Below are 13,631 nucleotides of genomic sequence, written 5' to 3' on the forward strand. Positions count from 1 at the left end.
ATGAACGAGATCGTGGGCAGCCACGACCTGCTGCTGGTCACGCTCGACACCCTCCGCTACGACGTGGCGGAGGAGTCGATGGCGGCCGGGCGGCTGCCCAACCTGGCGCGGGCGCTCCCCGGCGGGCGCTGGGAGCGCCGGCACAGCCCCGGCAGCTTCACCTACGCCGCGCACGCCGCGATCCTCGCCGGCTTCCTGCCGACCCCCGCCGTGCCGGGACCGCACCCGCGCCCGTTCGCCGCCGCGTTCCCCGGCAGCGAGACCACGGCCCCCGGCACCTGGGTGTTCGACGCCCCCGACCTGCCCTCGGGGCTGGCGAGGGCGGGTTACCACACGGTCTGCGTCGGGGGAGTCGGGTTCTTCAACAAGCTGACCCCGCTCGGGTCCGCGCTGCCGGGGATGTTCGCCGAGAGCCACTGGGAGCCGGGGTTCGGGGTCACCGCGCCCACCTCGTTCGAGGCGCAGATCGACCGCGCGGAGCGGGCGGTGGCGGGAGCCGACCGGCCGGTCTTCCTGTTCGTCAACGTCTCGGCGCTGCACCAGCCCAACTGGTTCCACCTGCCGGGGGGCACTCGCGAGCACGGCGACAGCCGCGAAAGCCACGCCGCCGCCCTCGAATACGTCGACCGGCACATCGGCAGGCTGTTCGCGCTGATGAGCGAGCGGCGGCCGGGGTTCGCGATCGTCTGTTCCGATCACGGCACCGCTTACGGTGAAGACGGATATATCGGGCACAGGATCGGCCACGAGGTCGTCTGGACCGTGCCCTACGGGGAGTTCACGATGGAGCGGGGGCGATGGCGGTGACTCCGGATTCCGGCCGGGTGCCGAAGACGGCGGGCGGCGGACGGGCTGTGCTCCCCGTGCTTTCCTCGTCGTCCCCGCCCACCGACGCGGGGCCTTACCAGGGCTACGTCTACGCGTACCCGCACAAGACGGCCTACCGGCCGCTGGACCCGCGGCCGTCGCTGGCGGAGGTGTGGGCGGGTGAGCCCACCGGGCGCCTCTTCCTCTACCTGCACATCCCGTTCTGCGAGATGCGTTGCGGATTCTGCAACCTGTTCACCAGGACCGGCGCCCCCGAGGAGCTTGTCGCCGCCTACCTCGACGCGCTGGAACGCCAGGCCGGCGCCGTACGGGACGCGCTGGACGATCCCCGCTTCACGGCGGCCGCCGTCGGCGGCGGCACGCCGACCTACCTGAGCGCCGCCGAGCTCACCCGGATGTTCGACCTCACCGAGCGGATCACGGGCGCCGACCTGCGGGCCGTCCCGATGTCGGTGGAGACCTCCCCGGCGACCGCGACGGCCGAGCGGCTCGCCGTCCTCGCCGAGCGGGGTGCGACCCGCGTCTCGATCGGCGTGCAGAGCTTCGTCGACGCCGAGGTGCGCGCGGCGGTGCGGCCGCAGCGGCGGCGGGAGGTCGAGACGGCGCTCGGCCGGATCCGCGAGGCCGGGTTCGAGACGCTCAACATCGACCTGATCTACGGCATCGACGGGCAGACGGAGGAGTCCTGGCGTTACTCGCTGGACGCCGCGCTCGCCTGGAAACCGGAGGAGATCTACCTCTACCCCCTGTACGTCCGCCCGCTCACCGGCCTCGGGCGCCGCGTCCGCGACTGGGACGACCACCGCCTCACCCTCTACCGCCAGGGCCGCGACCACCTGCTCGCCGCAGGGTACGAGCAGGTCTCGATGCGGATGTTCCGGCTGCCGGGGCGATCCAGCCCGGCCGAATACACCTGCCAGAGCGACGGCATGGTCGGCCTCGGCTGCGGCGCCCGCTCCTACACCTCCGGCCTGCACTACTCCTACGAGTACGCGGTCGGCGCCGGGCAGGTGCGCGCGATCATCGACGACTACGTGCGTCTCGCCCCGGAGGAGTTCGCGGTCGCCAACGTGGGATTCCGGCTGGACGACGACGATCGCCGCCGCCGCCACCTCATCCAGTCGCTGCTCCAGGCCGAGGGTCTCGATCCCGCCGTCTACCGAGACCGCTTCGGCGCCGGGGTCGAAGCCCATTTCGGCGAGGAGTTGGAGCGTCTGGCGGAGCGGGGCCTGCTGGAACGCGACGCCCCGTCGCCCGGGGGTGCCGGGCCCGGATGGCTCCGGCTCACCGCGGAGGGTCTGGCCCACTCCGACGCGATCGGCCCCGCCCTGTTCTCCGGCAGGGTCCGCGCGCTGATGGCCCGATACGAGAATCGGTGATGACCGATGAGGACACAGGCGGACGAATCGAGCGCGCCGCACGAAGAAGGCGCAGGGGAGACACGCGCCGGCGGCCGAGGTCGCGATCATCTGACGGTCCTTGACCAGGACCGCGACCGTCCGGCGATGCCCGGCCGGGAGCACGGTGAGTTGACGATCCTCTACCGGGGGCCGCTGGCGAGCTGCGACTACGACTGCCCCTACTGCCCGTTCGCCAAGCGGCGTGACGGCTCCGGGCAACTGAGCCGGGACCGGGCGGCGCTGGAGCGCTTCACCGCCTGGGTGGCCGGGCGAGACCATCCGGTCTCGGTGCTGTTCACCCCCTGGGGCGAGGGCCTTGTCCGCTCCTGGTACCGCCGGGCGATGGTCGAGCTGAGCCACCTACCCCACGTACGAAGGGTCGCCATTCAGACCAATTTCAGCTGCCGGTCAGGCTGGCTGGCCGAGGCCGACCTGGACACGCTCGCCCTCTGGGTGACCTACCACCCCGGACAGGTCACGTACGAGCGTTTCCTCGGCCGCTGCCGTGACCTCCTCAAGCACGGGGTCCGCTTCAGCGTCGGCGTCGTCGGCCTGCCCGAGCACCTGGGCCAGGCTCGCCGCCTCCGGGCCGACCTGCCGACGGAGGTGTACGTCTGGGTGAACGCCGCAGAGGGCACCGTCTACACCGACGACGAGGCGGACGCCTGGACGGAGATCGACCCGCTGTTCCACCACAGCAGGACCCCGCACCGGAGTGCGGGCCTGCCCTGCCGTACGGGAGACAGCGTGATCTCCGTCGACGGCGACGGCACCGTGCGGCGCTGCCACTTCGTCCCGGCCGTGCTCGGCAACCTCTACGACGGCACGTTCGCCCCGAGGGCCGCGGCGTGTCCGGTGGCGGTGTGCGACTGCCACATCGGCTACGTGCACCTGGAGACGACCGGCCTGTACGACGTCTTCGCCGGGGGAGTCCTTGAGCGCATCCCCGCCCTCCTGCCGCCGGGCTGATCGGAGGGCCCGGCCGTCTCCGGGAAGCTCGGATACCGTTCCGGAGAGCCCGGAGAGCCCGGAGAGCCCGGAGAGCCCGGAGAGCCCGGAGAGCCCGGAGAGCCCGGAGAGCCCGGGGACTCAGATACCGTCCTCGGGCTCGGGGGCAGGGGCGCTCGGGCAACCGAGACCGCGCAGCACGAAACCCGAGACGATCCTCTCGGCCTCCTCGGGCGTCACCTCACCGCTGAGCAGCGGTACCCGCTCGGCGCCGATGACGGCGAGGATGATCCGGGCGGCGGCGGCCACGTCGGGGGCCTGGAAGTCACCCGATGCCACGCCGCTCTCGATGATGCCCGTCAGGATGCGCTGCATCGGCTCGACGTGGTCGGCCAGGCGCTGGTAGGCGTCGGGGCCGAGCGCCGCGGACAGGTCGGCGGGGCCGGGGTGCGGGTGGGCGAGCAACCCGTCGAGCTGGAGCCTGACGAAGACCCGCAGGCGCTCGGCGGGTGAGGCCAGGTCGGGCAGCTCCCGCTCGTAGCTGTCGATGAAGTAGTGCGTCACCCGCTCGGTGAAGGCGAGCAGCAGCGCGGCCTTGTCCGGGAAGTAGTTGTACAGCACGGTGCGGGTGATCTCGGCCTCGCTCGCCACGTCGGTCATGGAGATGGCGTCGATGCCCTGGTCCCGCGAGAGACGCGAGACGGCCCGCAGGATGCGATCCTGGGTCTGGGCACGGTGCTCGCCGATGGTCGCGGCCGAAATCCGGGGCATGGCCCCATAGTCGCACAATGCCGTCCCCGGCTGTCAGGTCGTTGCGGGGTCGGGCGTTGCCCGGGTCCATGGCGAGACACGGGTCATCGAATACCTCCGAGGAGACCCCGCCTTCGGGCAGGGGCGGAATCGGAACCCCGTGGAGCAGGGCGGGAGTGGGCGAGAACGCGGGTCCGGCGTGGTAGGCGCGGCGGGCGTCGAGGGTTAGGCCGATCCCCGGTCGGGCGCCTCCGTCGCCCGCGCTACGGTGGCGGCGAACGAAGCCGTGCCTTTACCTGTTTTCGGAGTTCCTCATGAATATTGCCCTCTGGGCCGTGCAGATCCTGCTCGCCGGGATGTTCCTCATCGCGGGTCTCACCAAGGCCACCCAGCCGCGCGAGGAACTCATCCCCAAGCTGGGGGGATGGGTGGAGGACTTCTCCGCCGCTCAGATCAAGGGCATCGGCGTTCTTGAGGTGCTGGCCGGGATCGGGCTGGTCCTGCCCGCCGTCTCCGGCATCCTGCCCGTGCTGACCCCGCTCGCCGCCGCCGGCCTGGTGATCACGATGATCGGCGCCATCGTCGTGCACGTCAGGCGCAAGGAGTATTCGGCGCTTCCGATGAACGTGATCCTTCTCCTGCTGGCCGCCTTCGTGGCCTGGGGGCGTTTCGGGCCGTACGCCTTCTGAGTGCCGTGCGCCCTTCGGCGCTTTCTCCGGGACCGGAGGATTGACGCCGGATGGGTGAACGCTCCGGCGCGGGGACATCCGTACTCCAGGCAAGAGCAGGTATCGGCTGGTCATCGACCCGCGAAACGCTCCGGCACGGATACACCCGTGCCGGAGCGTTCACCCATGTCGTGGAGGGGCCGCCTTCAGGCGGCGACCTCGGCCCTGGCCACCCGGCCGAGCTCGCCCAGGACCTCGGTGTTGAGCAGGTAGGCGAGCTTGGTCTCGCGGATCAGGCGCTGCTTCTCCGCCTCGTCCAGGGGCAGCGCGTCCAGCCGGGCCCGATACTCGTTCTTGAACCGGGGCAGGCTGCCGATCTCGTCGAACAGGTAGAAGTCGACGCCGCCACCCGGCTGGTAGCCGTAGATCTTCTGCAGTTCCATCCGGATGAACTGTCCGCCGGACAGGTCGCCCATGTAGCGGGTGTAGTGGTGGGCGATGTAGCCGGCGGGCCAGGTGGCGACCTGGTTGATCCGGGCGACCAGGGTGAGGGTCGGCTTGGAGGGCTCGATCCTGGACCGCCAGCCGGATCCGTAGATCGTCTCCAGGTCGCGGACCAGGGCCTCCTCCCGGTAGAGCTCGGGGAGGACGAACGGTGCCGCGACGGGGTCCTCGGCGAGCGACCGCGAGGCGCCGTCCAGGGCGGCGTAGGCGAAGTAGTGCTGGGCGACCATCTCGCCGTACGCTTCGGGGCTGAGATGGCCCGCCATCAGGGCCTTGAGGTAGCTCTCGTCCTCGGCGGACTCGTGGTCACCCCAGGTGGCGTTCCTGAGGACTTCGGAGAAGGGCGAATCGCTCATGATCACTCCGCGACGAGGGACATTTTCATGACACAGTGTCACAAAAATCGCGCCACGTCGTCAAGCCGATGACGACACCCTGTCATTAAATCGCCCCCGAGTTGATCCCGGAAGACAGGCGAGCGCGAGAACGGCCGCGAACACCGGTATCCAGGCCAGCCGATGCAGCAACCAGGCAGGCTCGTCGGGTGTGGCCAGCAGGCCGGGTACGTCGCCGAAACGCAGGGCGGCGACGGCGATCGCGCTCACCGCGCTCTGATGCCACAGGAAGAGCGTCATCGCCGACAGGTTCGCCAACGCGGCCACCGCCCACAACCGGGGACGCCGCATCAACCGGGCCAGCGGCGCGCGTACGAGCAGCGCCACCCCCACCTGGGCGAGCCCGAAGCAGACCACGGCCAGGCTGGGCGGGCTGAGGTTGGAGGCCGCGTCCCCGGTCACGCCCACCATGCTCGCCGGATACCCGAACGCGCCGACCAGCAGCGCGGCCCCGGCCAAGCCGCCGACCAGCAGCGCCGCGGCCACCCGCCGCGAGGCGAGCAGCCCGCCCGCCCAGGCGATCCCCAGCGCGTACGGCACCAGCCACCCGGCCGTCAGGTTCACCCATCCCGTCCAGGCCGGGGCGCCGAACCGGAACCTGCACAGGTCCACCCCGAGCACGACCGCGAACGCCACGACGGCGACGACGACCGGATGCGCGCGCAGGAGAAGGGGGGTGGCCGCGGTCAGCACGGTGAAGACGACGAGGAACCACAGCGGCCCGATCGCCGGAAGCACCATCACCCTGATCGTTCCCGCCGAGGACCCGCGCAGCGCCATCCCCACCGCGATCCCCGCCCAGACCAGGACCAGCGGCACCACCGGCCCCAGCAGTCTCCCCATCCTGGCGCGCACCCAGGCTCCCGCCGGGTGAGCGCCGCTCCCCGCTCCCCGACGCGCGCCGCGCGCCGCCACGGGACCCGCAGCGTGCGACGGGGAGTCCGGTCCGCGGGTCTTCATCTCATGGGTCTTTGACCCATGAGGCGTCGGGCCGCGTGCCGCCACCGAGCGGAGGCCGCGTGTCGCCGCGTAGCCGCCGACGAGGAAGAACACCGCCAGCGTCTGCAGCACCCAGGACATCGGCGTGAACTCCGGCAGGTGGGCGAGCGGGCTGGACAGGTGAACGGCCCCCGCCGCGCCCCGATCCCACGCCGTCACCAGCCAGTGCCCCAGCACCACGCCCACGATCGCGAGTGCCCGCAGCGCGTCCACCCCACGATCCCTGCCCTCGGGGGTGGCCGCCTCGATCCGGGCCACGAGGCTAGCCACGGGACACCTCGCCGACACGGCCGAGCGCGATCAGGGTCAGGTTGCGCAGGGACTCGCTGCCCGGCCGGAGATATTCGCTGTGATCTGCGGAACCGGTACCGAACAGGCGGGCACCGAAGGCCGGGCCGGCGGGGTCGGGGCCGAATCCGAGCGGCCCGATCCTGAGCTTGGGCGCCTCACGTATCCAGTCGCGGGTGCCGCTGCCCGCCCACAACCGGGTGCCGTCCAGCTCGGCGGCCGACGAGACGCCCAGCCCAGGGCTGCCGAACACGGCCGTGTCCGCGACCCCGGAACCGGGCACGGCCCCGGCGCACACCACCGAGCCGTAGCTGTGACACAGCAGGCTGACCCGTTTCCCCCCGAGCGTCTCGGTGACGTACCGTCGCAACTCCACCGCGCCCCGCTCCGCGGCCTCGCCGGTCACCGCGCGCAGGCTGAGCATCGCCGGGCTGTCGTAGCCGAGCCAGGCGACCACCGCGAGCCGCGCTCCCGGATCCAGCGCCCGCGCCTCGGCCAGCAACGCCCGCGCGCCGCCCCCCGGCGTGCTGTACGGCCTCGCCCTGCCACCGTCGAAGGTGGCGGCCGTGGTGTCGGTGCCGGGAACGATGACCGCGACGCGCTCGGCCGTGCCGAGGTCGCCGTAGACCCGCACCACCCGGTCGCCCACGGGCGGCGGAACCGTCACGTAGGCGAACGCCGCGGCGACGACCACGGCGAGCGTACGGCGGAACATGCGAGCCTCCTGTCAGGTCTGAAGAACCGGACAGAACGCTAGGAATCACGATCCGTAACCCGCGTCACCCCGAGGCGGTCACCTTCCCGGTCCCCCTCGGGAAGGAGAGGGCCGATCCCGGGGTCACTCGCCGGGGCGGACCAGGCCCGTCTCGTAGGCGTGGACGATCGCCTGGGCGCGGTCGCGCAGGTTCAGCTTCGCGAGGATCCGGCCCACGTGGGTCTTGACCGTCTGTTCCGAGAGCATGAGCTCCTCGGCGATCTCCTGGTTGGACCTGCCTCGCGCGATGAGCGCGAGCACCTCCGTCTCCCGCTCGGTGATGTCGTCCAGGCGTCCGCGCGGGCGGCTCGGGCCGACGCGGGCGAACTCCGCGATCAGCCGCCGGGTCACCGAGGGCGCCAGCAGCGCCTCCCCGGCCGCCACCACCCGGACCGCCTCGGCGAGTTGTTGCGCGGAGGCGTCCTTGAGCAGGAAGCCACTCGCCCCCGCGCGCAGCGCCTCGTACACGTAGTCGTCGAGGTCGAACGTGGTCAGGATCAGCACCTTCGGCATGGAAGGACGCGTGCCGGGATCGTCGGGCGGGCCGGGGAAGGCGTGGGAGTCCGACCGTACGGAGGAATGCGTGGGTACGGCGGGGCCGGAGCTCGCCCGTGAGGAAGGGGCGGGAGGAGAAGAGACGCCGGGGGTGAGGATGTGGCGGGTGGCGGTCAGGCCGTCCATCACCGGCATCCGCACGTCCATCAGCACCACGTCGGGCCGTAACTCGGCCACCCGAGCCACGGCCTCGGCGCCGTTGGCGGCCTCGCCGACGACCTCGATGTCGGGCTGCGAGCTCAGGAACACCGTGAAACCGGTCCGTACCATGCCCTGATCGTCGGCGATGAGCACCCGGATCGTCATCACATCTCCTTGAGCGGGGAGCCTTTGAGGGAAGGGTTCATACATCCTCGGTGATCGGCAGTATGGCGGTGACCGCGAAGCCCGTCCCGGTCGGACCGGCCCAGAGTTTCCCGCCGAGCATGGACACCCGTTCGCGCATCCCGATCAAGCCGTGTCCCATGTGGTTGTCGGTTCCCTGCTTCTTGGGGGAGCGGTATCCGGTGTTGTTCGTCACGTGGATGTGCAGCTCGGAACGGTATCGGGTGATGCGCAGCGAGACGGCGGAGCCGGGGGCGTGCCGCATGGCGTTGCTGAGAGACTCCTGGGCGATCCGGTAGGCGGACAGGCTCACCGCCGTGGGCAGCCCGCTCAGGTCACCGCCCAGTTTGAGCGTCACGCCGAGCCCGGCGGAGCGCGCGGTGTCGACGAGTTCCTCCAGACGGCCGAGACCCGGCTGCGGCGCGGTGTCGGCGTACTCGTCCTCCTCCCGCAGGACGCCGAGCACACGGCGCATCTCGGTCATCGCCGCGAGGGACAGCGCCCGGATCTCCTTCAGTCCCTCCTCCAGGCGCCGCGCGTCCCCGGCCGCCTGCATCGGGACGGCCTCGGCCTGGATGGCGATCACCGACATGTGGTGGGCGACGACGTCGTGGAGCTCTCTGGCGATCCTGGCCCGTTCCTCAAGGGCGGCCTGGGCCGCGAGGGCGCGCTCGCTGCGTCGTTCCTCCCTGGCCAGCAGTCCGGCGGCCAGCCGCCGGGCGCGCACGTTGTGGCCGAACAGGACGGTCACCGTGACCATGCCGGTGATGACGGTCACCGAGTCGGGATGGATCATCCAGGAGCCCAGGATCGAGGCGATCCACACACCGATGGTGATGTGCCGCTCGCAGCGGGCCGCGACCGCGTAGACCACGAGCGTGTACATGAACGTGGTGGAGGCGGTGTAGGGGATGCCGATGAGGAGTTGCCGCGAGACGACCGTTCCCAGCGGGATGAGAAGGAAGGCCGACCGCCAGGCCGCCAGCGGCCACCGGTCGCGCAGCGCGAGCGGCAGGGAGAAGGCGAGGGCCGCGAACACGATCCCCTGGGGATCGAGGGGAGAGCGCGTCGCGACCACCCGGCCCTGGAGGTCGGACAGGGCCAGATTGAACAACAGGAAGGCGAGCAGCAGGTCACCCAGCAGGACCAGGTCGACCCTGCGGAACGGCAGCAGTCCCAGCACTCCCGGCATCCGGGGAGCGAGGCGGCGTGACCGAGGGCGGGCCGGGTCGGACACCCCGGTCACCAGTGCCTCGGTGAGCGGGCGGACCAGCGGCACGGCGATCTCCCGTACCCGCCACGTATGTCGCGAGAGGAACCGCCGGGCGGAGCTGGAGATCACCGGAACAGCCTAGGCAGGGGCGGACCCACTCCGCGTCCCACCGTGGGGTGAGACCTTGGCATCACCCGCAGGAGCCACTTGGCCACCATGGGGCGAGGCTCCGGCATCACCCGCAGGAACCACCCGGGGTCTTTAGGAAGAGCGGTCCACCCGGAGCGGTGGCCGGGCCTTGGTACCTCCCGTGTCCTCACCGTGATCCGAGGGCCTTCTCCGGCTCTCCATCGGCACCCGTCGTCGCTGAACGTTTCATCGGCCGGCCTCGTTCATCAGGGGCATCCGGTCGTGGTGGTCGCGCTGCGTTGACCATTCCCATCCTGGGTGTGATTTTTCTTGAAAAGGCTGATCGCTACGGGGAGGTAGGTCGATGCGAGTAAGAACATGGTTGGCCGGTTGGGTCACCGGAGGAATGATGGCCGCGGCTCTCGTCCTCCTGGCGGCAGGGAGCGCCACGGCCGCGCCGTCACCGGTGCCGTCGCCCGCTCCGTCCGGTGCTCCCCCGTGCCATACGGGCCCGGTGACCCCGGCGCCCTCCAGCAGCCCGCCGACCGCGCCGGGAACGCCGACGGTCCTGAACGTCATGCTCAACTCGGTACGCCTGAGCTGGGCCGCTTCCACCGACCCGCAGGGCATCGCCTGCTACTACGTGTACGAGGACAGGAACGGCACGGCCGTCCGGGTGGCCACCTTCCAGTCCGCGGCGACCGAGGGGACGGTCTACCTTCCGTTTCCCCCACGTGGCGTCGAGTCGGTGACATACCACCTGTACGTCGTGGCCGTCGACCCCCTGAACGAGGTGAGCCCTCCGTCGGGAACGGTGGCCGTCAAGATCTACAACGACCTCCCCATCCCACCCACGCCGACGCCGACCGGCAGCTGCGAGGTGGAGTACACCTCCTGGCCGTGGAGCACCGGAATGAGCACGAACATCAAGGTCTCCAACACCGGCTCCACCCCCCTCACCGACTGGCGGCTCACCTTCACCTTCGCCGACCCGGGTCAGCGGGTGACCTCGGGCTGGTCGGCCACCTGGTCGCAGACCGGAACCGCGGTGACGGCCAAGGGCCTGGCCTGGAACAAGGACCTGTCTCCCGGGCAGTCCCGGGTCATCGGCTTCCAGGGCACCCATGGCGGAGCCAACCCCACCCCGGCGGCCTTGTCGATCAACGGGATCGTGTGCGCTCAGTCCTAAGGGAGGGACCGACCCGATGACACGCCCCCTCTGAACGGTCAAGGTGTGCCCGACAGCGTGACCGGAGGCCAAAGAGGGCCCCGATGGTCCCGGTGGCAGCCGGTCGCGATGTCGGGCACCCGTGATCCGGGCTGCCCGCCGGGAGGCGCGTGGCCGTCCGCCTGTCACGTTCGCGCGGTGCGGACCTGTGAGTAGACGGCCGTCGCGCCCAGTGCCATGAGGCCCAGCATCCAGTACTGCCACGACTGCGACAGACCGAGGAACACCGTGGTGTTCTGGATGAGCTGCAGGAGCACGACTCCGAACAGGACGCCGACGAAGCTGCCCCTGCCCCCGAAGATCGAGGCCCCGCCGAGGACGACCGCGGTGATGGCGGCCATCGTGTAGCTGATGCCCGCAGTCGGGTCGCCGACGCCGATCTGTGCCATCAGCAGCAGGGCGCCGAGCACCGTGAAGAGCGCGCTGGCGAGATAGACGACCAGGTGAACACGTGCCACCGGGATGCCCCGGTTCCGTGCCGCGTGTTCGGACGAGCCGGCACCCCGCAACCTGAGCCCCATCATGGAGCGCCTGGACATCACTTCCAGCAGGACGAGGAGAGCGGCACCGACGATCACAGCCCAGGGAATCGGGCCGATGCGCGCGCTGAGCGCCTCGGTGACGGAGGTGGCGATGGAGCCTCCAGGCGAGTCCCGCATGAACAGGGAGAATCCCTGGAGCGCGGTGTAGGTGACCAGGGTGGCGACCACCGGTGTCACCCTGGCGAATCTGACCATCGCCCCATTGGCCAGACCCACACCGGTCGCCATGAGGATCATCAGCAGGAAGCCCAGGATCCACCAGCCGGCCCCGTACCCGTCGAGGATGTAGAACGACGCGATGACCACGAGGGCTCCGCTCAGGGGTCCGACGGAAAGGTCGATCCCCCCGGTGAGGATGACGATGAGCTGGCCGGCGGCGAGGAAGAGTACCGGTGCCAGCAGTCCCAGCATGCTCGCGATGTTGAACTCGGACAGGAAGCGGTCGCTACGGGTCGCGCTCACCGCGGCGAGCAGCACGATCGCGATCGCGAGGAACGCGCTGGGTGCCTGCTCGCTGGAGAGCAGACGCCGCACTCCGCCGAACAGGCCCGTGCCTCGTGTCCGTACCGAGGAATCCGCCGTCCGCGCCGAGGTCGCGGCCGTCAGGGACGCCTCGGTGAGGGAGTGGTCGGAGATCTCGTCGCCGGTCAGCTCGCGGACGACCTGCCCCTGGGAGAAGACCAGTACCCGGTCACACAACCCGGCCAGTTCGACGTTGTCCGAGCTGAGCACCACGACGGGTGTTCCCGACTCGGCGGTGGAGCGGAGCCGGTGGTAGATGTCGGAGCGGACACCGACGTCGATGCCCTGGGTGGGCTCGTCGCAGAGCAGCACCTTGGGTGCGGAGAGCAGCGCCCGGCCGAGTACGACCTTCTGCTGGTTTCCTCCCGACAGGTGCTCCACGGCAGACTCGGGCGAGGCCACCTTGATGCCGAGTCGGCTGATCTCCTCGGCCACGATCGAGTTCTCCGCCGAGCCTCGCACCACACCGGCGACCGCCGTCTGACCCGTGGCGGCGACGCCCAGGTTCTCCTTGACCGACAGTACGGTCGCGACGCCCTCGACGTGCCGTTCCTGAGGCATGAGCACGACGCCGGCACGCCGGGCACGACGTGGGCTGCCGAGATCGACGGGACGACCGGAGACGATGACGTCGCCGCCGGTCACCGGGTCGGCGCCGCCGAGTGACCGGATGAAGTCGCGCTGTCCGTTGCCCTCCACGCCGGCGAGGCCGAGAACCTCGTTGCGGGCCAGCGTGGTGGTGATCCCCCGGAGCCGGTCCGAGCGCAGGTCCCTGACCTCCATCACGACGTCGCCGACGGATGAGGGGCGCGGTGGGAACAGCGCCTCGATCTCGCGTCCCGCGATGCGGGTGATGACCTCCTGCTCGGATACCTCGGAGGAGAGGAAGGTTCCGCGCACCTGTCCGTCGCGCAGTACCGTCAGCCGGTCGGACAGGGCCATCACATCGGGCAGCCGATGGCTGATGTAGATCACCGTCATGCCGCGGGCCGCGGCGAGCCTGACCTGCTCGAAGAGTCTCTCGATCTCGGCCGCCATGAAGGGCTCGGTCGGTTCGTCGAGAATCAGGACGCTGGGCTCGCAGGCGAAGGCACCGCAGATCTCGACCGCCTGCTTCTCGGCCAGGGTCAACCGCCCGGCCGCGACGGCCGGGTCGATGTCCATCCCCATGACGAGCAGCTGTTCCCGAGCCCAGTCCTGAGCGTTGCCGAATGACGGCCGCAGCCGTTTCGGCACGCTCAGCAGGAGGTTCTCGGTGACCGTGAGGTCGGGGAGAAGCGCCGGATGCTGGAAGGCGATGGCCAGGCCCTGTTCCCGGGCGGCGATCGGGGACTGCTGCCGCATCGGCGAGCCCGCGATCTCGACGGTGCCGGCGTCGGGTGCCAGTGCGCCGGAGGCCACGGCCATGAGCGTGGACTTCCCGGCGCCGTTACCTCCGACCAGGGCGTGCACCTCGCCCGGATGGGCCTGGAACTCGACGCCGTCGAGCGCGACGACGCCGGGGAAGCGTTTGGTCACCCCGCGGAGAACCAGTCCAGCGTTCGAATCGGCCATGCGAAGGATCACTCCTCACTCAGGCTCAAT

General features: G+C 70.5%; 12 protein-coding genes. 5 read left to right on the top strand and 7 right to left on the bottom strand.

Going from position 1 to position 13,631, the window contains the following annotated elements; translation table 11 throughout:
- From ABZ664_RS09520 to ABZ664_RS09530, 3 genes are all read left to right on the top strand, one after another.
- A complete protein-coding gene (locus ABZ664_RS09520; RefSeq protein WP_362506318.1) occupies positions 1 to 807 on the top strand; it encodes an STM4013/SEN3800 family hydrolase in 807 nt (268 codons plus the stop codon).
- The gene (locus tag ABZ664_RS09525; protein WP_362505586.1) at positions 798 to 2,207 is read left to right on the top strand and encodes an STM4012 family radical SAM protein; all 1,410 of its coding nucleotides are present in this window, start codon (positions 798 to 800) and stop codon (positions 2,205 to 2,207) included. Before ABZ664_RS09520 ends, ABZ664_RS09525 begins: the two co-directional genes overlap by 10 nt.
- Positions 2,208 to 2,333: 126 nt before the next feature.
- Complete coding sequence (locus tag ABZ664_RS09530; protein WP_362505588.1) at positions 2,334 to 3,197, top strand: STM4011 family radical SAM protein; 864 nt, start codon at positions 2,334 to 2,336, stop codon at positions 3,195 to 3,197.
- Positions 3,198 to 3,317: 120 nt separating this feature from the next.
- Here ABZ664_RS09530 and ABZ664_RS09535 read toward each other — a convergent pair whose 3' ends face one another.
- A complete protein-coding gene (locus tag ABZ664_RS09535) occupies positions 3,318 to 3,947 on the bottom strand; it encodes a TetR/AcrR family transcriptional regulator (protein WP_362505591.1) in 630 nt (209 codons plus the stop codon).
- 293 nt (positions 3,948 to 4,240) lie between these two features.
- On the opposite strand from ABZ664_RS09535, the gene ABZ664_RS09540 reads away from it, so the two are divergent.
- Positions 4,241 to 4,615 (top strand): DoxX family protein, encoded by a 375-nt coding sequence (locus tag ABZ664_RS09540; RefSeq protein ID WP_362505599.1) that lies wholly within the window; start codon positions 4,241 to 4,243, stop codon positions 4,613 to 4,615.
- Positions 4,616 to 4,800: 185 nt separating this feature from the next.
- Here ABZ664_RS09540 and ABZ664_RS09545 read toward each other — a convergent pair whose 3' ends face one another.
- The 5 genes from ABZ664_RS09545 to ABZ664_RS09565 form a co-directional block, all read right to left on the bottom strand.
- On the bottom strand, positions 4,801 to 5,454 hold the full coding sequence (locus ABZ664_RS09545; protein WP_362505602.1) for a biliverdin-producing heme oxygenase: 654 nt from the start codon (positions 5,452 to 5,454) through the stop codon (positions 4,801 to 4,803).
- A gap of 60 nt (positions 5,455 to 5,514) precedes the next feature.
- Positions 5,515 to 6,762: an acyltransferase gene (locus tag ABZ664_RS09550; RefSeq protein ID WP_362505605.1), complete on the bottom strand. Its 1,248-nt coding sequence runs from the start codon at positions 6,760 to 6,762 to the stop codon at positions 5,515 to 5,517.
- Complete coding sequence (locus ABZ664_RS09555; protein ID WP_362505608.1) at positions 6,755 to 7,495, bottom strand: alpha/beta hydrolase; 741 nt, start codon at positions 7,493 to 7,495, stop codon at positions 6,755 to 6,757. The genes ABZ664_RS09550 and ABZ664_RS09555 overlap by 8 nt, the downstream gene beginning before the upstream one ends.
- Before the next feature lie 123 nt (positions 7,496 to 7,618).
- Positions 7,619 to 8,395, bottom strand: coding sequence for a response regulator transcription factor (locus ABZ664_RS09560; protein WP_362505611.1), 777 nt, complete (start codon positions 8,393 to 8,395; stop codon positions 7,619 to 7,621).
- A 37-nt stretch (positions 8,396 to 8,432) separates the two neighbouring features.
- Positions 8,433 to 9,755: a histidine kinase gene (locus ABZ664_RS09565; protein ID WP_362505614.1), complete on the bottom strand. Its 1,323-nt coding sequence runs from the start codon at positions 9,753 to 9,755 to the stop codon at positions 8,433 to 8,435.
- Between the two features lie 514 nt (positions 9,756 to 10,269).
- Here ABZ664_RS09565 and ABZ664_RS09570 point away from each other — a divergent pair.
- On the top strand, positions 10,270 to 10,944 hold the full coding sequence (locus ABZ664_RS09570; RefSeq protein WP_362505617.1) for a cellulose binding domain-containing protein: 675 nt from the start codon (positions 10,270 to 10,272) through the stop codon (positions 10,942 to 10,944).
- Positions 10,945 to 11,108: 164 nt separating this feature from the next.
- Here ABZ664_RS09570 and ABZ664_RS09575 read toward each other — a convergent pair whose 3' ends face one another.
- Positions 11,109 to 13,601 carry an ATP-binding cassette domain-containing protein gene (locus ABZ664_RS09575; RefSeq protein ID WP_362505620.1) on the bottom strand — a complete coding sequence of 831 codons (2,493 nt, stop codon included), beginning with the start codon at positions 13,599 to 13,601 and terminating at the stop codon, positions 11,109 to 11,111.
- Positions 13,602 to 13,631: the final 30 nt, after the last annotated feature.

The sequence above is a fragment of the Streptosporangium sp. NPDC006930 genome, assembly GCF_040635605.1.
Taxonomy (GTDB): Bacteria; Actinomycetota; Actinomycetes; order Streptosporangiales; family Streptosporangiaceae; genus Streptosporangium.